Annotated in this window: 21 protein-coding genes; 8 read left to right on the forward strand and 13 right to left on the reverse strand. The window is 70.6% G+C overall.

Going from position 1 to position 19,864, the window contains the following annotated elements:
* Window positions 1–19: 19 nt before the first annotated feature.
* Both AB0959_RS08880 and AB0959_RS08885 read right to left on the reverse strand, forming a co-directional pair.
* Window positions 20–316: a GlsB/YeaQ/YmgE family stress response membrane protein gene (locus AB0959_RS08880; protein WP_366825722.1), complete on the reverse strand. Its 297-nt coding sequence runs from the start codon at window positions 314–316 to the stop codon at window positions 20–22.
* 377 nt (window positions 317–693) lie between these two features.
* Entirely contained in the window at window positions 694–1,338 is a 645-nt protein-coding gene (locus AB0959_RS08885) for a helix-turn-helix domain-containing protein (protein WP_366825620.1), read from the reverse strand.
* Between the two features lie 71 nt (window positions 1,339–1,409).
* Between AB0959_RS08885 and AB0959_RS08890 the strand changes: the two genes are divergently transcribed.
* The 7 genes from AB0959_RS08890 (at window position 1,410) to AB0959_RS08920 (ending at window position 7,306) form a co-directional block, all read left to right on the forward strand.
* Entirely contained in the window at window positions 1,410–2,870 is a 1,461-nt protein-coding gene (locus AB0959_RS08890; protein ID WP_366825621.1) for an FAD-dependent monooxygenase, read from the forward strand.
* A gap of 70 nt (window positions 2,871–2,940) precedes the next feature.
* On the forward strand, window positions 2,941–3,282 hold the full coding sequence (locus AB0959_RS08895) for a PadR family transcriptional regulator (RefSeq protein ID WP_366825622.1): 342 nt from the start codon (window positions 2,941–2,943) through the stop codon (window positions 3,280–3,282).
* Window positions 3,279–4,235, forward strand: coding sequence for a hypothetical protein (locus AB0959_RS08900; protein WP_366825623.1), 957 nt, complete (start codon window positions 3,279–3,281; stop codon window positions 4,233–4,235). Before AB0959_RS08895 ends, AB0959_RS08900 begins: the two co-directional genes overlap by 4 nt.
* A 94-nt stretch (window positions 4,236–4,329) precedes the next feature.
* Window positions 4,330–5,262, forward strand: coding sequence for a phosphatase PAP2 family protein (locus AB0959_RS08905; protein WP_366825624.1), 933 nt, complete (start codon window positions 4,330–4,332; stop codon window positions 5,260–5,262).
* A 206-nt stretch (window positions 5,263–5,468) separates the two neighbouring features.
* On the forward strand, window positions 5,469–6,671 hold the full coding sequence (locus AB0959_RS08910) for a cytochrome P450 (protein WP_366825625.1): 1,203 nt from the start codon (window positions 5,469–5,471) through the stop codon (window positions 6,669–6,671).
* A complete protein-coding gene (locus AB0959_RS08915; RefSeq protein WP_366825626.1) occupies window positions 6,668–6,895 on the forward strand; it encodes a ferredoxin in 228 nt (75 codons plus the stop codon). The genes AB0959_RS08910 and AB0959_RS08915 overlap by 4 nt, the downstream gene beginning before the upstream one ends.
* A 57-nt stretch (window positions 6,896–6,952) precedes the next feature.
* Window positions 6,953–7,306, forward strand: coding sequence for a VOC family protein (locus AB0959_RS08920; RefSeq protein ID WP_366825627.1), 354 nt, complete (start codon window positions 6,953–6,955; stop codon window positions 7,304–7,306).
* A 40-nt stretch (window positions 7,307–7,346) separates the two neighbouring features.
* Here AB0959_RS08920 and AB0959_RS08925 read toward each other — a convergent pair whose 3' ends face one another.
* From AB0959_RS08925 to AB0959_RS08935, 3 genes are all read right to left on the reverse strand, one after another.
* Window positions 7,347–8,852 (reverse strand): HAMP domain-containing sensor histidine kinase, encoded by a 1,506-nt coding sequence (locus AB0959_RS08925; protein WP_366825628.1) that lies wholly within the window; start codon window positions 8,850–8,852, stop codon window positions 7,347–7,349.
* Window positions 8,849–9,628 (reverse strand): response regulator transcription factor, encoded by a 780-nt coding sequence (locus tag AB0959_RS08930; RefSeq protein ID WP_366825629.1) that lies wholly within the window; start codon window positions 9,626–9,628, stop codon window positions 8,849–8,851. The genes AB0959_RS08925 and AB0959_RS08930 overlap by 4 nt, the downstream gene beginning before the upstream one ends.
* Before the next feature lie 154 nt (window positions 9,629–9,782).
* Window positions 9,783–10,205, reverse strand: coding sequence for a PepSY domain-containing protein (locus AB0959_RS08935; RefSeq protein WP_366825630.1), 423 nt, complete (start codon window positions 10,203–10,205; stop codon window positions 9,783–9,785).
* A gap of 301 nt (window positions 10,206–10,506) precedes the next feature.
* Here AB0959_RS08935 and AB0959_RS08940 point away from each other — a divergent pair, with 301 nt between their 5' ends.
* Entirely contained in the window at window positions 10,507–11,196 is a 690-nt protein-coding gene (locus AB0959_RS08940; protein ID WP_366825631.1) for a class I SAM-dependent methyltransferase, read from the forward strand.
* Between the two features lie 89 nt (window positions 11,197–11,285).
* Here the strand turns inward: AB0959_RS08940 and AB0959_RS08945 are convergent, their stop codons facing one another.
* Genes AB0959_RS08945 through AB0959_RS08980 form a run of 8 tightly spaced genes read right to left on the reverse strand, consistent with a single transcriptional unit; the run spans window position 11,286 to window position 19,828 of the window.
* Window positions 11,286–12,569, reverse strand: coding sequence for an FAD-binding oxidoreductase (locus tag AB0959_RS08945; RefSeq protein WP_366825632.1), 1,284 nt, complete (start codon window positions 12,567–12,569; stop codon window positions 11,286–11,288).
* A 13-nt stretch (window positions 12,570–12,582) separates the two neighbouring features.
* Window positions 12,583–13,248: a haloacid dehalogenase type II gene (locus AB0959_RS08950; protein WP_366825633.1), complete on the reverse strand. Its 666-nt coding sequence runs from the start codon at window positions 13,246–13,248 to the stop codon at window positions 12,583–12,585.
* Window positions 13,249–13,301: 53 nt separating this feature from the next.
* Window positions 13,302–14,240, reverse strand: a complete 939-nt coding sequence (locus tag AB0959_RS08955) for an aldo/keto reductase (protein WP_366825634.1) — start codon at window positions 14,238–14,240, stop codon at window positions 13,302–13,304.
* Window positions 14,237–15,709, reverse strand: a complete 1,473-nt coding sequence (locus AB0959_RS08960; protein ID WP_366825635.1) for an aldehyde dehydrogenase family protein — start codon at window positions 15,707–15,709, stop codon at window positions 14,237–14,239. Before AB0959_RS08960 ends, AB0959_RS08955 begins: the two co-directional genes overlap by 4 nt.
* Window positions 15,706–16,659 carry a M14 family metallopeptidase gene (locus AB0959_RS08965; RefSeq protein ID WP_366825636.1) on the reverse strand — a complete coding sequence of 318 codons (954 nt, stop codon included), beginning with the start codon at window positions 16,657–16,659 and terminating at the stop codon, window positions 15,706–15,708. The genes AB0959_RS08960 and AB0959_RS08965 overlap by 4 nt, the downstream gene beginning before the upstream one ends.
* 30 nt (window positions 16,660–16,689) lie before the next feature.
* Entirely contained in the window at window positions 16,690–18,084 is a 1,395-nt protein-coding gene (locus AB0959_RS08970; RefSeq protein ID WP_366825637.1) for an aminotransferase class III-fold pyridoxal phosphate-dependent enzyme, read from the reverse strand.
* Window positions 18,081–18,950, reverse strand: coding sequence for an ABC transporter permease (locus AB0959_RS08975; protein ID WP_366825638.1), 870 nt, complete (start codon window positions 18,948–18,950; stop codon window positions 18,081–18,083). The genes AB0959_RS08970 and AB0959_RS08975 overlap by 4 nt, the downstream gene beginning before the upstream one ends.
* On the reverse strand, window positions 18,947–19,828 hold the full coding sequence (locus AB0959_RS08980; protein WP_366825639.1) for an ABC transporter permease: 882 nt from the start codon (window positions 19,826–19,828) through the stop codon (window positions 18,947–18,949). Before AB0959_RS08980 ends, AB0959_RS08975 begins: the two co-directional genes overlap by 4 nt.
* Between the last annotated feature and the right edge of the window lie 36 nt (window positions 19,829–19,864).

Consider the following 19,864-nt stretch of genomic DNA (forward strand, 5'->3'; position numbering starts at 1 on the left):
CGCCGACTACGCGGACCTGTTACGCGTGGACGTGCCCCCGCCGGTGTCCGCGCCCGTGTCCGCGGCCGGTGAACAGCCGATACAGTGCGAGAAGGATGACGGACCCGACGATGGCCGCGATCCAGGTGGACAGATCGAAGAAGCCGTCGATCGAGTCGACTCCGAATATCACCTTGCCGAGGAAGCCACCGAGCAGGCCTCCGGCGATACCGATGAGCATGGTGACAATGATCCCGCCCGGATCCTTGCCCGGCATGAGCGCTTTGGCAATGGCTCCCGCGAGCAGACCGATGACTATCCACGCGATGATGCCCATGGCAGAGATTCTCCTTGCTTCCGGTTCGCCGAACGGGTGTCCCATGGACACGTCACCAAACAGCAGTTGGCGCCCGAGCCCTCGGATGCACGGCCTGACAATCCGTACCCGCCCCGCTGCCAGGGCCGGCAGGCGGTCTTCGGCGCGCACGGCGTGGTACCTGACGACCGACCACAGGGAGACGTCGAGGTTGTCGAACTGCGAGTGGGCCCCCATGACTTCCGCCTCGTGGAACCACACCGCGACCCGGCCGTTGGTGAGCACGACGTAGTAGTTGCCTCCCCCGCCGGCGCCGATGGACCACACATCGTCGTCGGAAAGCGCCGTCTCGTAGTCGGAGTCGAGGATCGGGCAGTCGTTGGCCTCGAAGAAAGCCCTCAGGTCGCCGGGGCCCCTCCTGGGCCGTCGGTGCGGAGGATGGCCTGGGCGGCTTGCCCGTTCAGCCATTGCTCGGCCTGGTCGAACGTCCAGCCCCGCTCGCCGACCAGGCTGAACCAGGCGTTCTGCCCGAAGTGGAACCACAGGACGTCGGCGGTACCGGCGAGATCGAGTGGAGGTCGCACGGCGTCCAGTTCGACGAGCCGCTCGGCGATGCCGTGCAGCCCGGCGAAGCACCGCGCGACGGCGGAGTCGATGACCCGCTGCGCCGCCTCCTCGCCCGGGGCACGGCGTACGAGCCCGAAGATGATGTCCCAGTAGCGCTCGTGGACGCGCCGCGTCCCGTTCGCCGCGATCTCCACGACCCGCACCGGGTCCCGCGTCGCGCGGACGGCCGCGTTGGCCTGTGCCGGCTCAGGATCCTCGACCGCCGGACTGATCAGGCTCGCGAAGATCGCCGACTTGCCGCCCGTGCTGGCGTACACCGTCTGCACCGCCACCCGCGCGGCCCGCGCGATCTCCGGCACGGTGACTTCGGCGTAGCCGCGCTCGAGGAACAACGCCTGGGCTTCCCGCAGGATCGCGGCCCGGGTCGCCGCAGCGGCATCGGCCCGTCGCGGGGAGTGGTAGCGGCTCGTGGTCACGGCGGCATTTTAGGCCGGGAGCGGATGGGGGTTAAGTTGACTAGAGGGTCCTCTATTCATAGTGTCCGCCTATGACAAGTGAATCACCTGTGATCATCGCCGGTGCCGGGCCGGTCGGTTTATGGCTCGCGGCCGAGCTTCGGCTGGCCGGGGTCCCTGTGACCGTGCTGGAGAAGACGACCGAGCGGCCCGCCTACACCCGCGGGGTCGGCATGCACGCCCGGACGCTCGAGGTGCTCGCCATGCGGGGAATGGCCGGCCGGCCGCTCGCCGAGGGCCGGCGGATGCCCGCGTGGCACTTCGGGATGCTGCCCAGCCTGCTGGACTTCGGACGGCTCGACACCGAGTTCCCGTTCGTGCTCGCCTACCCGCAGCAGTTCCTTGAGGACATGCTGGAGCAGCACGTCATCGAGCGGGGGGCCACGGTCGTCCGCGGCCGCACCGTCACCGGATTGACCCGTGGCCCGTCCTCGGTCTCGGTCCACACCGACGGGCCGGACGGGCCACGCACGTTCGACGGCTCGTACGTCGTGGGCTGTGACGGCGCCGGAAGCACGGTGCGCAAAGCGGCCGGCATCGCGTTCCCCGGCAGTGACGCCACCCTTTACGGATACCTCGGCGACGTCGTGCTGGACGATCCGCCGCCGCAGGGATCCGGCACCTTCGCCGGACCGGGCGGCGCACTGATCATGGCGCCGCTGCCCGGCGGCCGGTATCGCGTGGCCGGCTTCGATCCGTGTGACCAAAGCCCGGACGCTCCCCTCGACTTCGAGGCGCTGCGCGCATCCGTCGTACGCGCCGCGGGCCGAGACTTCGGGATGCGGGACGCCACCTGGCTGTCCCGGTTCGGCAACGCCACGCGGCAGGCCGAGCACTACCGCTCCGGGCGGGTACTGCTCGCGGGGGACGCGGCCCACATGCACATGCCGGCCGGCGGCGTGGGCATGAACGTCGGCATCCAGGACGCGATGAACCTGGGCTGGAAACTCGCCGCGGTCGCCCGCGGGAGGGCCGACGGGGAACTGCTCGACACCTACGAGCACGAGCGGCACCCGATCGGAGCCGCGCTGCTGAGGAACACACTCGCCCAGACCGCCCTCATCGCCACCTTCAGCCCCGAAGGTCTCGCCCTGCGTGAGGTCCTCTCCGAGGCCATCGCCGCCCATCCGGCCCTGTCCCACGACCTCGCCCGAGGTCTGTCCGGCATCGACGTGACGTACCCGGCCGCCGACACCGCGAGCCATCCCCTCACCGGGCAGCGCGTGCCCAACCTGCCCATCGGTGACAGCGACCTGTTCACCGTGCTGTTTGACGGGCGGCCCGTGCTGCTGGGCTTCGAGGAGAGCGCGGCAGGCACGAAGGCGGCCGCGTGTGCGGCCGAGGTCGGCGTGACCGTGTGCCGGGCGGAGCCATGGCCCGGCCAGGACCGTCTGCGCGGTGTCCTCGTCCGCCCCGACGGCCACGTCTGGGGGGCGACCGACGATCCCGCACTCGATGAGATGACCGGGATCATCGAGACACTCTGGTCCTAGCGCCGTCGGCCACACCTCTGCGCCCCCGAGGCAGCACGATATATTTCGTCGCTCGATATATACTCGGCGCATGGCACGCCAGAATCCGTCCTTGACGGAACCGCAGTACTTCATCCTTGCCGCGCTCATGGATGGGCCGTTGCACGGTTACGGCATCATCAAGGCCGCCGAGCAGGCCACCGACGGACGGCTCCGCATCGCTGTCGGCACGCTCTACGGTGCGCTGGAGCGGCTGGAGCGGGCCGGGCTGGTGGCCGCAGGCGGCGAGGAGGTCGTGGACGGGCGGGCGCGGCGCTACTACCACCTCACCGAGGAGGGCACCGAGGCGCTCGGCCGGGAGGCGCTGCGGATGCAGCAGGCGGCGGCCGTCGTCATCGGGCGCTCGCGGGGTGCCGGGGTGGCCCAGGCATGAACCGTCTGCTGCTCACCGCCTACCCAAGGTCCTACCGTTCCCGACAGGGTGAGGAGTTGCTGGCCTGCCTGGCCGAGGCGTATCCCGGCCGCTCCTGGCCCCCGCCTCGGGAGGTCGTCGCCTTGGCGCGTGCCGGGGTGCAGGCCCGCGCCCGTGCCGTCGTCGACGACACGGCCCGGCCGTGGTGGCTGGACGGCATCCATCTGACCGCCCTCGTCCTCGCCGCGCTGGCGCTGGTCCCGTACCTGCAGGATGTGTGGCACTGGGCACTGCACATCGATCCCGGCGGGCATGCCATCGCCTTCCACTTCTCCGGCTGGTACCCGTGGGCGGACGGGCCCGGGCGGACACGGCTCCTGCCCTACGGGTTGCTTCCGCTCCTCTGCCTGATCGCCCTGCTGCGCGGCAAGCCGTGGATCGCGCTGCCGGCCGCAGCCGTGATGATCTACGCCGGTGCCACGTTCAACAGCAATCCGTTCTTCGGCGACGAGGGCAAGGCGGGCCTGGGCTACTACGGCCTTGGCGCCCCGATAACGGCCCGTGACCTGGTGCTGTCCGGGACACTGTGCACCGCGTGTGCCGTGCTGGCGGCCTGCCGCCCTGGCCGGCTGCGGCGCCACTCGTACCGCTGGCTGGTCCCCGTCGTGCTCGCCATGTTCGTGGCCGGGGGCCTGCACGTCATCTCCGTCAGTCCGACCTTCCAACGCGGCCTGTTCGTCCTCGAAGTCGCCGCGCTGATCGCGGCGTGGGTGGCGACGGCCGCCACCGGCGACCACCGGTGGCTGATCCCCGTCGCGGCGTTCGCGTTCGTCCGCACGCAGGCGATCGTCGCCCAGCCGGACGCGTTCATGCAGTCCTTTCCGGACCTGGTCGTCCTCATCCTGCTGATCGCGCCCCTCCCCGCCCTGGCGTTCACCGCCCAGCGCCGACAGGGGCAGGCACTCGCCGAATAGGAGCGGACCCCCTGGGCCGCCGGCCGAGCCCGGCGGCCCCGTCGTGCCGCACGACGCGCGTGGCCGAACTCCCCTCAACGGAAGAAACAGAACGATGACTCAGCACGACTCCCCGTCCCTGCCCGCGCACCGTCCGGGGGCCTCAAGGCGGGCCCCCGAGGCCCCCGAAGCCCCCGGCGACGCCAGCCCGACACGTACGACACGGCCGTGGATGCCGGCTCTGCTGTACACCCTGGGGTTCCTGACGGTCTACCTGCTCGCCATCTGCACCCCGTGGGGGCAACGAGCTGAGAACGCCCTGTTCGACCTCGGCAAACAGGGCAGCGAAGAAGCATGGATCTACCCCCTGTCAGGAGCGGCCTACGGCTCGACGCCCCTGCCGCCGATGGAATTGAGCGCCAAGCCCACCGTGATGGCGGGCCTGGCCGTCATCGTGGTCCTCACCCTGGTGCGGCGGTGCTGGCGGCAGGGGTGCGCGGCGCTCGGGGTCGTCGTTCTCACGACCGGAGGCAAGGAGGTGCTCAAATCGACCATCCTGCCCCGCCCCGATCTGGTGGGCGCGCCCGAGAATCTCCTTGATCAGGGTTTCCCCAGCGGGCACACGGCCATCCCCGCCGCGCTGACCCTCGCCGCCGTCCTCGTGGTTTCCCCCCGCATCCGCCCCTACGTCGCCACGGCCGGTGTGCTGTGGCTCGCCTGCATCGCCGCCGCCAGCGCGACCATGGGCGGCCACCGGCCCAGCGAAGTACTGGGAGCCACACTGTTGGCCTGCGCCTGTTACGGCCTCGCAACCTGGCCGCTGCCGCCGGCCGCCGCGCCAGGCGCCACGCGGAGCCCCCGAGCGCTGCACGTCATCACCCTGACGTCGGCACTGGCCGTCGCCCTCGTTTCCGGCGCACGGAACGACACCCTCACAAGGTCACTGGTCTCCGCGGCGACGGCCTTCATATGTGCGGCCCTGGTCTGGTACGCCGCAGTCGGGCGGCCCGCACACACCGCACGCCGCACACGCCCCGCACTGGGCTGACCACCCGCCCAGCTCCCGGCGTGCCGCCAGCATTGCCTTCGCCGCCATTCATTGCAACGCAGCGTTGCATTCAATTCTCGCGCCATTGCATCAATTTACCGCCTCTCACCTGGGGATACGGTTTTCAAGTGATTGACGCAATCATGAACGCAACGTAGCTTTCAAGTCGCGTTAAACACGTACTATCGCGAGATGAGGAAATGGTCATGGGTGAATCCCCCCACACCGTCACGGCACTACCGACGGCGCGTCGGTCCGGCTGTCCCTTCGACCCGCCGGCAGAGCTGCTCGACGCCCGCCGGCACGGTCCCATCAGCCGCTTCACCCACCCCGGCGGACGGCCCGGCTGGCTGATCACCGGATACGACCTCGTCAGATCGGTCCTGGCCGACTCGCGGTTCAGCTCGCGCAAAGAGCTCCTGAACGTGGGCGACTTCGAGGTTCCTCCGGCGCCGCCCGGCGAGTTCCTCCTCACGGACGAGCCGCAGCACGGGCGCTACCGCAAGCCGCTGGCGGGCAAGTTCACCGTACGGCGGATGCGGCTTCTCACCGAGCGCATCGAGCAGATCACCGCCGACTGCCTGGACGCCATGGAGAAGGCCGGGCCACCCACCGACCTGGTGACCGCGTTCGCCAAGCCCATCCCCACCATCATCATCTGTGAGCTCCTGGGCGTGCCGTACGAGGACCGGGGCTCCTTCCAGGAACAGATCGACACGTTCATGGGAGGGGAGACGAGCGACGAGGAGCTGATAGCCGCCTACACCGCGACCCAGGAATACCTCGCGGAGCTGGTGGCCGCGAAGCGCGCGAACCCCACCGACGACGTGCTCAGCGAACTCACCGCCAGCGACCTGACCGATGAGGAGCTGAAGGGGATCAGCCTGGTTCTGCTGGCCGCCGGATTCGACACCACCGCGAACATGCTGTCCCTCGGCACCTTCGCCCTGTTGCAGAACCCGGCGCAACTGGCCGCGCTGCGCGCCGACCCCTCGCTCACCGACGGGGCCGTGGAGGAGCTGCTGCGATACCTGAGCGTCGCCAAGACGTTCATGAGGACGACTCTTGAGGACGTCGAGCTGGGCGGCCAGACCATCGAGGCCGGCACGACCGTCGTCCTGTCGTACCACACCGCCAACCGCGACCCCGAGCGCTTCGCCGACCCCCATGTGCTCGACCTCCAAAGGCAGGGCACGCGCGGGCACCTGGCCTTCAGCCACGGCATCCACCAGTGTCTGGGGCAGCAGCTGGCCCGCGTCGAGATGCGGGTCGCGTTCCGCGCGCTGATCGACCGGTTCCCCACGCTGCGCCTGGCCGTACCGGCTGAAGAGGTGGTCCTGCGCCCGGAGACCGCGGACATCTACGGAGTGAAGAGCCTGCCGGTCACCTGGGACGGGGCGGAGTCATGAGGCCGACACGCCTGCGCGTCGACGTCGACCGTGAGCGCTGCATCGGCGCCGGGATGTGCGCCCTGACCGCGCCCGAGGTCTTCGACCAGGATCCCGACGACGGCCGCGTGCTCCTGCTGCACGCCGAGCCGCCCACCGCCCATCGCGCGGCCGCACAGATGGCCGCCGGTGTCTGCCCCTCCGGGGCGGTCACTTTCCACGAGCCGGACCCCGGCGGCGCCTAGCGCAGGAGAGTGGTGTGGTGCCGGCCCGTCCGATCGCCGTGCTGGCAAGATGGCGGCATGGAACGTGTGCTGGGGATCGGTGGGTACTTCATGCGGGCCGCCGACACGGCGGCCCTGAGCGCGTGGTATCGCGACTGCCTGGGCCTCGACGCCGACGAGAACGGGCTGTGGCGTCAGGAAACCGGGCCGACGGTGTTCGCGACGTTCGAGTCCGAGACCGACTACTTCGGGTCCCGCGCCCAGCGAACCATGCTCAACTTCCGTGTCCGCGACCTGGATGCGATGCTCGCGCAGTTGCGCGCCAAGGGAGCGGACGTGGCCGAGGAAACGCAGGACATGGAGGGCGTCGGCCGATTCGGCTGGGTCACCGATCCCGAGGGCAATCGGATCGAGCTGTGGCAGCCCGCCTGACCGTGGTGTCATGCGGGGCAGTCGTGCTCGTCGCGAAACGCTATGTAGCGCGGGACTTCGAAGAGTAGAAGTGCGGTGACGCCTCACGCGGGACAGTCGTCGGAGCCGGACGCACCGGTGGCGTCGCCTGCCGTGTCTTTGGCGCCTCCCCCATCGCCGCAGCGGCGGGGGTATGGGTGTGCGTGGGGCGGAGGTGTACGACGGCGTCGAGGCCGCCGACCGGGGCGGGTTCCAGGGTGACGTGGCCGCCCCCGGCACGGGTGAGTTGTTCGACGATGGGCAGGCCGAGGCCGGTGCCGTCGTGGTGGGTGTCGGAGGCGCGCCAGAACCGGTCGAAGGCGCGTTGGCGTTCGGTCTCGCTCATGCCGGGGCCCTGGTCGATGACATGCAGTTCGGTGATCGTGGGCGCGACGTGGGTGGCCAGGGTGATGGTGGTGCCGGGGGGTGAGGCGCGCAGGGCGTTGGCGAGCAGGTTGTCGATGATCTGTTCCAGGGCGCCGGGAATGGCCCAGACATGGCCGGCCGGGTGGCCGGAGGTGGTGATGTGGACGTGGTGTTCGGCGGCGAAGGGGGCCCACGTGGCGGCCCGGTCGGCGACCACGGCGTCGAGGTCGGCGGCTTCGGGGGTGGTGGCGGTGGATTCGAGGCGGGCCAGGGAGAGCAGTCCCTGGATCATGCGGCCGAGGCGTTCGGTCTCGCCGATGGCTTCGTCCAGGCTGTCGTGGACGGCGGGGTCGAGGTGGGGTTCGAAGTTCTCCAGCCGGATCCGCAGCGCGGTCAGGGGGGTCTTCAGCTGGTGGGAGGCTTCGGCGGCGAAGGCGCGCTGGGCTTTGAGAAGGTGTTGCAGCCGGGTGGCGGTGTGGGTGAAGGAGGCGGCCAGACGGCGCAGTTCGGGCGGGCCGAGGTGCGTGGCGGGCGGGTTGGTGAGGGTGCCGTCGGCGAGCTGGGCGGTGGCGCGTTCGAGGGCGTGGACGGGGCGGATGATCCAGCGGGCCAGGGCGAGCGCGATCAGCGTCACGACTGCCAGTACGCCCAGGCCGATCAGGGCGAGGGTGAGCCAGATGTCGTGGACTTGGCCGTTGAGGATGTCTGTCGGGTAACTGAGCCGCAGGGCGCCGCGGATGGTGTCGCCGGAGGCACCGGGGACGGTGGCGTAGCGGGTCTCGGTGCCGCGGTCCGGGTCGGGCGCGGTGCCGACGGTCGTCCGGTTGCGCAGGGCGGTGGCGATGTCCGGCTGCGCCGACAGGTCGGTGCCCACGGGTGTGGTGGAGGCGGAGTCGGTCAGGACGGCGCCGGTGCGGTCCACGACGACCACCCGGGCTCCGGTCCGTTCCGCGTAGTCGGTGGCCAGCTCGGGCAGTTCGTCGGTGTTGTTCTCCTCGATACGCTCCTCGGCGAGTTCGGCGAGCGTTCCGGCGTCCCGCTCGATGCTGTTGGACAGGCGGGACGTTTCGGCGCTGGCGTACAGCAGGCCGAAGGGGATCTCCAGGCCGAGCAGGACGAGCAGGACCAGTCCGAGGTATCCGGCCAGCAGACGCCGGGTCACGTACCGGCCTCCAGGTGCGCGCTCCCGGGTGGTGCCGCGGTGTCGGGGGTGTGGAGGCGGAAGCCGACCCGGCGGACGGTCTCGATCCAGGCGGGATCGCCGAGTTTGCGGCGCAGGGCGGCCACGTGCACGTCCAGGGTCTTGGTGGGGCCGAAGAAGTGCGGGTCCCACACCTGGTCGACGATCTGCTGACGCGAGCAGACGGCGCCCGGGTCCGACGCGAGGTAGGCCAGCAGATCGAACTCTTTCGGAGCCAGGGCGACAGGGACTTCATGGAGGTGGACCTGGCGGGTGCGGCGGTCGATGACCAGCGGCCCCACTGCCTGCGGGGCGTCCGCGGGAGCGGGGCCGGTGGTGCCGGGCGGCTGGACGGGCCGACCAGGGTCGGCCGCGTGGCCGGGGGCGCCGGCACTCGCCGTGACGTACGGGCGGGTGCGACGGGTGACCGCGCGGATGCGGGCGACCAGTTCGCGGACGCCGAACGGCTTGGCCATGTAGTCGTCGGCGCCCAGTTCGAGGCCCAGGACCCGGTCGATCTCCTCACCCCGGGCGGTGATCATGATGATCGGGACGTCCGAACGCCGGCGCAGGGCCCGGCAGACGTCGATGCCGTCCATGTCCGGCAGGCCCAGGTCGAGCAACACCATCTCCGGCTCGGGCGCGGCCAGCGCCGCGGAGCCGGTGCGTGCCCGCTCCACGGCGTACCCGTAGCGGGCCAGGCCCTCGGCCAGCGGCCCGGCGATCCGTTCGTCGTCTTCAATGAGCAGCACCTGCATGGCGTCAGGCTCACTCCCCCACCGCTCCGCGGCCATGATCACACCAACTCGTCCCGGTCGTCCGGACAGCCTCTGTTACGCGTTCGGGGACGTGCCCGCTCAATGAAGGCGCGGTCGGCTCGCCGGACCCTGTCGTCCGGCGGGACCGGCGGTCTCAGTCGTCGTCGCCCGCCTCGTCCTTGGTCTTGAGGACCTTGTACGTCTTCGGGTCGAGGTAGACCTCCACCTCGCTGCCGTCGGCCTTCTTGATCTCCACCGCGTACGTGCCGGGGTTCTCGGCGTCCTCCTCGGACTTGACCACCGTGCCGGGGAAGGCGGCCAGCGCCGCGGCCTCGGCCTTCTTCTTGGCCTCGCCGGTCAGCGGGGTCTCCACCGGGTCTCCGCCCTCCTTGCCCTCCTTGCCCTCGGCCTGCGCATCACCGCCGGCGGCCTGGGTGTCGCCTCCGGCCTGGCCGGCCGCGGCGCTGTTCGAGGACGAGGCGGAATCGCCGGAGTCCGAGCCGCCGCAGGCGACCAGGCCGACCAGCAGAGCGGCGGTGGAAACAGCGGCGGCCAGGGCACGCTGGGGAGTGTTCATGGTGAGGATCTCCACGTGAGTCGGGGACGTACGGCACCCGGCTGCGGAAGAACACCGCAGGTCCGGGCCGTGTCGAGTACGTCATCGACCCTAGGAACAGGCACTCAAGCAAGAGGCTAGAGAGCGGCCAGGAAACCGATAAGAAACGCCCAACCTTCAGGCCCGACCCCGTCGCACGGAAACGGTTCTGCCTCGGGCGGAATCCCGGGCAGAGTCCGGTCATACGGGCAGCCTTTGCAGGAACGACCGCCCAGGACGACCAAGCTCCGGACGGCCGGCGACCCGGGCAAGGGGAGAGAACATGGCATCGACAGCGGCATACGACGAGATCGCCGACTGGTACGAGACCGAGTTCCTGAACCGCCCGCGCGCTGAAACAGGAGACGGGCATCCCCTGGGCCTGGGCGCTCTCCTGGACGATCTCCTCGGTGAAGGCAGCGGCACCTGCCTGGAAATCGGCTGCGGCACCGGCATCCACGCAGACCGGCTCCGCACGCTGGGATGGACCCCGGTCGGCATGGACCTGTCCGGAGGGATGCTGCGCCATGCGCGTGAGCGGCTGCCGGTCGCGCGGGCCGACGCCGCGCGGTTGCCGGTCGGCACCGGGTCTCTGTCAGCCGTCGTCTCAGTGATGGCTCACACGGACATGCCCCGGTATCCGGAGGTACTGCAGGAGGTTTCCCGGGTCCTGCGTCCGGGCGGCGCGTTCGTGCACATCGGGGTCCATCCCTGCTTCTCCGGCGGGTTCGCGGACCGAGGCGACCTGGAAGCGGTGGTCATCCGCCCCGGCTATCTCGACGGCCGCTGGACCAAGGCGTCGTGGACGAACAAAGGCGTGCGCGACAAGGTCGGCGCCACCCATTATCCCCTGCCTGAACTGCTGCACGCCTTTCTCCAGGCGGGTCTGACGCTCGACCGGTTCACCGAGGGCGGGGCCCCCACGCCGGCCGTGCTGGCGATCAAGGCCGTCACATCCCGGCGATCCGGCTGAACACCGGGAAGAGGAAGCGACGACGCACCGCGGGGACCTCCCACGACCTCTTGGGAAGTCCCCGCAGTGGCATCACCACCGGTCCCGGCTCAGCGCAGCTTGTCCTTCGCCCTGTAGTACGCGCCGCCGAACGGCAGGAACCAGGCGGTGCCGTTGTAGAAGGGCACGGGGACCTTCGGGAAGCCGAGGCCACGCAGGGGGTTGGCCTCCGGCTTGCCGTCCATCATCTCGGCCACGGCCCGGCCCATGTACGTGGCCATCTGGACACCGTGACCGCAGTAACCCATGGAGTAGTACAGGCCGTTGACCTCCCCCGCGTGCGGGACGCGGTCCCAGGAGAAGCCGACCGTGCCGCCCCACACGTAGTCGATCCGCACCCCCGCGAGCTGCGGGAAGATCTCGGTCATCTCCCGCTTGAGGATGTCGCCGCTCTTGATGTCGGAGGCCGGGTTGGAGGGGGCGAAGCGAGCCCGGCCGCCGAAGGCGAGGCGGTTGTCGGGGGTGAGGCGGATGTAGTGGCCGATGTTCTTGGAGTCGACCACCAGGCGCGCGTTCGGGATCAGCTCCTTGGCGCGGGTCTCCCCCAGCGACTCGGTGACGATGATGAAGCTGCCGACGTTGATCAGCCGCTTGCGGAACCAGGGCATCGACTTGTCGGTGTAGGCGTCGGTGGCGGCCATGACCTGCCGGGCGCGGATCGTGCCGTGCAGGGTCTCCACCAGGAAACCGCCTCCGGGGAGGCGGGTGAGGCCGGTGGCCGCGTTGCGCTCGTGGATCTCCGCGCCGGCGTGTTCGGCGGCGCCGGCCAGGCCGTGGACGAACTTGCCCACGTGCAGGCCCGCGCTGAGCGGGTCCAACAGGGCACCGTGGTAGTAGTCCGTGCCGAGTTCGGCACGCAGTTCGCTCCTGCTCAGCACGACCGTGTCGTGGCCGAAGTTCTCGGCCAGGTCGCGCTGTTTGGCCCGCATGCCGTCGAAGTGCTGGGGCTTGAAGGCGACTCCGAGGCGACCGGCACGGCGGAAGTCGCAGTCGATCCGCTCCTTTCGCGTCAGCTCCTCGACGACGTCGACCGCCTCGCGGAAGGCGTCGTACAGCTCGCGGGCCCGCTCCTGGCCGTAGCGCTTGCGGGCCTCGGCGGGGCTGATGGTGATGCCCTGGGTGCACATGCTGCCGTTGCGCCCGGAGGCGCCCGAGCCGACCTTGTCCTTCTCGACGAGGACGACCCGGGCGCCCTTGCGGGCGGTGTGGTAGGCCGTCGACAAGCCGGTGAGGCCGCCGCCGATCACCACCACGTCCGCCTCGTCCGGGAGGTCCTTTCCGGACCGGTCGGGCAGGGGCGGGGCGGTGTCGAGCCAGTACGGGATCTGTTTCATCGCGGGCTCCCGGTCAGCAGCCGAGCAGCGCCGGCAGGCCCGACAGGTCGGGCAGTTCGTCGTACGGCTGGTAGTCGGCGCTGCCGGGCCGGCCGTAGCGGTTGATCCACACCCGGCGCCGCAGGCCGAGGTCGCGGGTCGGGATGTGGTCGTACTCCCATCCCTGGGCGGTGTGGATGACCTGGGACGGCTCGGCGCCGATGGTCCTGAGGGCGTGCTCGAAGGTCTGCCGGTCCGGCTTGTACGCACCGGCCTGCTGGGCGGTGATGACGTGGTCGAACTCGACGCCGATGTTCTCGACGTTCCGCGCGATCAGGTTGTCGTCGGTGTTGGAGATGATGGCGATCTCGTAGCGGGACTTCAGCGCGCGCAGGGCGTCCGGGACCTCCGGGAAGGGGCCGAAGGTGGGGACGGCCTCCACGAGGGCGTCGCCGTCGGACTCGCGGTACTCCAGGCCGTGCAGGCGCATGGCGTTGCGCAGGCTGGAGTGCAGGATCTCGTGGTACGGGCGGTAGGCCTCGAGGACGGCCTGGAAGCGCATGACGCGGAAGTCGTCGAGGAACTCGTCGACGTCCAGGTTGTCCAGACCCAGCCGGTCGGAGAGGACCTTCAGGGTGGTGGGGCCGAGCTGGAAGTCGACCAGGGTTCCGTAGGCGTCGAAGGTGACGATCTCTCGCATGGTGTTCAGCCTCGATCTCGCGGTCTTGTCAAGGGAGTTGGGGAGTTGGGGATTCAGACGACGCGTTGGCCGGGGGTGACGATCGCGTCGAGTGCGGCCAGGTCGGACGCGTCGGGGATCCAGCCGGCCGCCGCCGCGTTCGCGGTGACCTGCTCGGGAGTCATGGCGCCGCAGATGACGGAGCCGACGGCGGGAAGGGCGGCCAGCGCGCCCACCGCGACCTGCAGGAGGGTCAGGCCGCGTGCGGCGCCGTACGCGGTGAGCGCCTCGACGCGGTCCAGGGCGGCGTCGGTGAGCCAGCCCTGCCGCCAGGACAGGCGGCTGCCGGGCGGGGGCGCCTCCCCGCGCCGGTACTTGCCGCTGAGCAGGCCGTTGGCGAGCGGGTAGTACGGCAGCAGGCCGACGCCGTGGCGCACGCAGGCGGGGATCAGGTCGTTCTCCGCGCCGCGGTCGAGCAGGTGGTAGCGGGCCTGGGTGGAGACGAAGGCGTCGGTGACGTCCTCGGCCGGCAGGTTGGAGCAGCCGATGTGGCCGACCTTGCCCTCGTCCACCAGCTCCAGCAGGGCGGCGACCGTCTCGTCGAGCGGGGTGACGCCGTCCGGCTCGTGGTACTGGTACAGGTCGATCCGGTCGGTGCCCAGGCGGCGCAGGGATGCCTCGACCGCGTACCGGAGGTAGGGGCGGGCGCCCCGCCGACCGTACGCGTCGGCCTCGGGCCCCATCTCCATGCCGAACTTGGTGGCCAGGACGACGTCGTCGCGGTGGCCCTTGAGGGCGGCGCCCAGGAGCCGTTCGCCGTCGCCGCGCGCGCCGCCCCGGTCGCCGGACCCGCCGTACATGTCGGCGGTGTCGAACAGGGTGATCCCGGCGTCGAGGGCCGCGTGGACGACCGCCTTCGTGCCCTCCTCGTCGAGGCGGGAGCCGAAGTTGTTGCCGCCGACACCGACGACGGAGACGGCCGGTCCGCGTGCGCCCAGGGTGCGGTACCTCATGGCCGGCTCCCGAAGCCGATGCAGACGTTCTTGGTCTGCGTGTAGCTGTCGAGGGCTTCGAGGCCCTTCTCCCGGCTCCAGCCGCTGTGCTTGTAGCCGCCGAAGGGCAGCTCGACGCCGGTGCCGACGCCGGTGGCGTTGACGTAGACCTGGCCGGCCCGGATGCCCTCCGCCAGACGCATCGCCTTGTCGATGTCGCGGGTCCAGACGTAGGAGGACAGGCCGTACGGGCTGTCGTTCGCGATCTCCAGGGCCTGGTCCGCGTCGTCGAAGTCGAGGACCGTGACGACGGGGCCGAAGATCTCCTCGCGGGCGCACCGGGCGTCGTTCGTCAGTCCGGTGAGGACGGTCGGCTCGATGTAGTAGCCGTCGGCGAGTTCGGGGGCCGGCGGCGCTCCTCCCCCGATCCGGGCGACAGCGCCCTCCTGCCGGGCCAGCTCCAGGTAGCCCAGCACCCGGTCGCGCTGCCGGGCGGCGACCAGCGGGCCGATGTCCGGGTCCGACAGGCCGGGGCCGACGCGCAGGGCGGCGACGGTCTCGACCAGCCGGTCGAGGAATGCCTCGGCGCCGCGCTGGAGCAGCAGCCGTGTCCCCGCCGAGCACATCTGCCCGGCGTTGCTGAACGAGGCGCCCATGATCGCCTTCAGCGCCAGGTCGAAGTCCGCGTCGGCGAAGACGACGAAGGGCGACTTGCCGCCCAACTCCGTGACGGACGGCACCACGTTGGCGGCGGCCGCCTGGGCGACCTTGATGCCGGTGGGCACCGAGCCGGTGAAGGTGACCTGGTCGATGTCCGGGTGGCCGGCGAGGGCCGCGCCGGTCTCGCCGTCGCCGGGGACGACGTTCAGCACGCCCGGCGGGAGACCGCACTCCAGGGCGATCCTGCCGATCTCCAGCGGGGTGAGCGGCGCCTCGGGCGACGGCTTGAGCACCACCGTGCATCCTGCCGCCAGTGCTGGGGCGGAGCCCCTCGCGGTGTTCTGCAGCGGGTAGTTGAACGGGATGATCTGGCCGGAGACGCCGATCGGCTCGCGGACGGTGTAGTCGACCAGACCGGGGCCGAGGGGGATGGTGGTGCCGCCGAGCTTGTCCGCGGCGCCCGCGTAGAACTCGAAGTAGCGGGCGGCGGCCTCGACATCGGCCTTGGCCTGGCTGAGCGGCTTGCCCACGTCCCTCGACTCCAGGCGGGCCAGCCGTTCGCCCTCGTGGCGGATGGCCTCGGCGATCCGGTACAGGAGCCTGCTGCGGTCGGCGGCCCGCATCCGGGCCCACTCGGGCGCCGTGAACGCCGCTCGCGCGGCGGCCACCGCCTGGTCCACGTCCGCCTTTCCGGCCAGCGCCACCTGGGCGACGGCCGTCCCGTCGGACGGGTCGAGGACGGTGAAGGAGCGTCCGTCGGCGGCGGGCACCGGCTTGCCGTCGATCAGCAGCTCGGTCAGCCGCTCGGTCAGCGGGAGTTCGGCGGTCACGGCCGGATCTCCCCCTGCACCTCGCCGAAGATGACGACCTCGTCGCCCGGGCGGACCGTACGGATCCGTCGCACCCAGAGCACGATGCCGTCCTGCGGGGCGCGGACCTCCTCCAGCGTGGTGCCGTAGTGGTCGACGACGGTGGCGATCAGGTCGCCCTCCTTGCAGGTCTCCCCCGGCTCGGCGTGGCCGACGAAGAAGCCGCCCGCGTCGGAGCGGGCGAAGGTGCCGGAGACGGTGGTGTAGGTGTCCCGCAGCTCCACCTCGCCGTCGGTCATGCCGAGTTGCCGGATGATGTTGCGGATGGAGCGCATGTGCAGGGCGACGTTCTCCTCGCGGTAGGTGCCGCCGCCGACCTCGATGGTGATGGCCGGCTTGCCCGCCGCCAGGGTGGGGTGGCGGACCGTGCCGCCCCACTTGCCGCCCTTCCAGACCAGCTCGTGCCCGGCGGCGAGAGCGAGGTCCGTCGCCAGTTCCTCGTAGCCGCCCTGGAGGATGACCAGCGGGGCGATCTCGCCGAAGGTGCCGCCGGTGTGGAGGTCGACGAGGGCGTCGATGGCGGGGACGACCTGCTCGACGAAGGTGGCGGCCAGGCGCAGCGAGTACGAGCCGTCCGCGTCACCGGGGAAGATCCTGTTGAGGTTCAGGTGGTCCAGGCCGCTCGTGCGGGCCGCCGCCTCGAACGCCGGGGTGTTCATGCAGGGGATGGCGACGAGCGTGCCGCGCAGGGTGGCCGGGTCGATCTCCGCGAGGACGCGCCGGACGGCCTCCTGACCGTCGTACTCGTCTCCGTGCACGCCCGCGTCCACGCACAGGACCGGGCCGTCCTGGGCGCCGTTGACGACGACCAGCGGGATGCCGAGCTCCACGCCGTAGCTGCTGGTGCCGACGGGGATGAGGCCCTGGGCGCGCTCGCCGGGGGCGACGGTCAGCGGACCTATGGAGTACATGTCGTTCCTTTCAGAGAACACGGACGGATGTCACAGGCGGGCGGACGCCTCGGCGAGGGTCTCCGCGAGGATGTCGGCGACCCGGTCGAGGAGGTGGCGGTCGCTGATCAGCGGGGGCGCGATCTGGACCAGCGGCGCGGACCGGTTGTAGACACGGGCGAGGAGGCCGGCTTCCCTGAGCCGGCGCGGGATCAGGCCGGCGATCAGCTCGGTGCGGACGGTGTCGGTGAAGCCGCCGCCGTCGAGGTCGCCGACGAGCTCGCAGGCGTAGAAGAAGCCCGCGCCCCGGACGTCGCCCACGATCGGCAGGTCCGCGAGGGAGGTCATCCGGTGCGCCAGGTGGTCCTGGAGGCCGCGGACGTTGTCCAGGATCCGGTCCCGCTCCATGATCTCAAGGCTGCGCAGGGCGATGGCCGCGCTCAGCGGGTGCCCGGCGAACGTGTAGCCGTGGTTGAGGACGGCACCGGGCCGGTTGATGACCTCGACGACGCGGTTGCTGACCATGGTCGCGCCCATGGGGGCGTATCCGGCGGTGATGCCCTTGGCGACGGTGACGATGTCCGGGCGGGCGCCGTAGCGCTCACCGCCGAACCACTCCCCCAGCCGTCCGAAGGCGGTGATCACCTCGTCGGCGACGAGCAGGAAGCCGTAGCGGTCGGCCAGCGCGCGCAGCCCCGGCCAGTAGCCCTCGGGCGGGGTGATGCAGCCGCCCCGGTTCTGCACCGGCTCGGCGATGAGCATCGCGATCGTCTCCGGGCCCTCCGCCAGGATCGCGTCCTCCAACTCGGCGAGCAGCCGGGCCGTGTACAGGTCGTCGTCCGCGTACTCCGGGGCAAGGCCGAAGCGGTTGGTGTTGGACACGAACCGCGTCTCGAACGCGCCGGGGCCGTACGGCTCCCGCAGTCCGGGGTCGTCGGTCAGGGAGAGGGCGCCGATGGTCAGCCCGTGGTAGGCGCCACGCCGGGAGATGGCCTTCACCCGTCCCGCCTCGCCGCGCAGGGCGTGGTAGCGGCGGGCGATCTTCCAGGCGGTCTCGACGGCTTCGGCGCCGCCGCCCGAGAAGAAGGTGTGCTCGACGCCGGCGGGGGCGATCCGGGCGAGCCGCTCGGCGAGTTCGATCGCCGTGGGGTGTGCGGAGGCGGACCACAGCGGGCTGAAGCACAGCTCACGCAGCTGCTTGTCCGCCGCCTCGGCGAACTCGGGGGCGTAGGAGTAGCCGAGCTGGCAGCAGTACAGGCCGGACAGTCCGTCGATGTGGCGCCTGCCGTCGGCGTCGTCGACGTACGGCCCCTCGCCGCGCCGGACGACGAAGAGTTCCTGGCCGCCCGGGCCGAGCGAACCGTTGGGGGTCATGTTGAGGAGCAGGTGTCTGGCCGCGGTGGCCGACAGGTGTTCCCCGGCGGGGGTGTGGGTGCGGGTGGTCATGACGCGGTCTCACTTCCGGCGGCCAGGCCCACGCCGGGGTCGGTCGGCAGCAGGCCGTCCTGCTTGCCGGAGCCGCTGAGCTTGCGCACCACGGCGACCACGGTGAGGGCCACGACGGCGACGGCGATGAGGATCGCGCTGACGGCCGTCACCGACGGGTCGACGTCGTACTGGAGGACGTTGAACACCTGGACCGGCAGGGTCACGGTGTCCACGGAGGACAGGAACTGCGAGATGAAGAACTCGTCGAAGCTGGTGATGAAGGAGAAGATCGCGGCGGCCACCAGTCCGGGCATGGCCAGCGGGAAGGTGATGCGCCGCGCGACGGTGAGGCGGCTCGCGCCCATGCTGGCGGCCGCGTCCTCCAGCCGTTCGTCGATGCCCTTCAGCGTGGCCATGAGGATCATCACCGCGATCGGCGAGGCCAGCACGGTGTGGCCGAGGGCGATGGCGATGGGGCTGCCGAGCATCGCGGCCGGTTCGAAGAGCAGGAACAGGCCGAGCGCGATGACGACCTGGGGGATCACCAGCGGGGCGAGGACCAGTCCGTAGACCGCCGTGCGCAGCGGCAGGTCGCTGCGGACCAGGGCCGTGGCCGCCGTCATGCCGAGGACCAGGGAGAAGACGGTGGTCAGGGAGGCGACCAGGACGCTGAGTGACAGCGCGGCCGGCCATTTGCTGCCGTCGGCGAACAGCACCTTGTACCAGTCGAGCGTCCAGGAGGACGGCGGGAAGGAGCCGAAGGCGTCCTTGCCGAAGGAGGTGATGACGATGACGACGATCGGCAGTACCAGGAACAGCAGGATCAGGGTGGACAGGACGGTCAGGGTGATGCGTCCGGCGAGGGTGGAGCGGAGCTCGGTCATGACGCCGTACCTCGGTTCCGGTACGCCTCGCCCGCCGACTTCAGCAGCCTGAGCAGCAGCAGTCCGGCGAACGTGAGCAGCAGCAGGATGATGCCGAGCGCCGAGGCGCCGTTCCACTGGTCCTGTTTCATGACCTGCTCGTCGATGAGCGAGGCGACCATGGTCTGCTTCTCGCCGCCCATGAGGGCCGGGGTGAGGTAGTAGCCCAGGCAGAGGATGAAGCACAGGATGCCCGCGTTGACCACGCCGGGAGCGACCAGGGGAAGGTAGACACGGCGGAAGATCGTCACCCGTCCCGCGCCCATGCTGGCGGCGGCGGCCATCAGCCGGCGGTCGATGCCCTTCATGACGGCGTACAGCAGCAGCACGGTGTACGGCAGCATCACGGAGGTGGTGCCGATGACGACGCCCAGCTCGTTGTAGAGCAACTGGAAGGGCGCGCCTGGGATGTGAAGGGTCGTCAGGGCGTTGTTGATGACGCCGTGTTCACCGAGCAGGATGATCCAGCCGTAGGTCCGCACCAGCGCGCTGATGAAGTGCGGGACGACCACGACCACCATCACCAGCCCCGCCCACAGGGGCTTGAGGCGGGACACCGCGGCGGCCAGGACGAAGCCGATGACCAGGCTGAGCAGCGAGGTCTCGGCGGAGATCCGCAGGGTGGTGAGGAGGATCTCCAGGTTGGCGCCCTTGAAGGCGTCGGTGTACCAGTGGAGGGTGAAGCCTCCGCCGGCGTCCTTGAGGCTCAGCATCAGGGTGCTGAAGATGGGATAGATGAAGAGGACCAGGAGGTACGCGACGACGGGTGCGGCGTTGAACAGTCCGAAGCGGGTGCGGCGGTCGGACAGCGCGCGGCCCAGTCGTTTCCTGCGGGGCACCGGCGCTACGGAGCCCGGTGCCGGAGCGAGCGCGGC

It is taken from the genome of Streptomyces sp. NPDC046862 (assembly GCF_040704615.1).
Classification (GTDB): domain Bacteria; phylum Actinomycetota; class Actinomycetes; order Streptomycetales; family Streptomycetaceae; genus Streptomyces.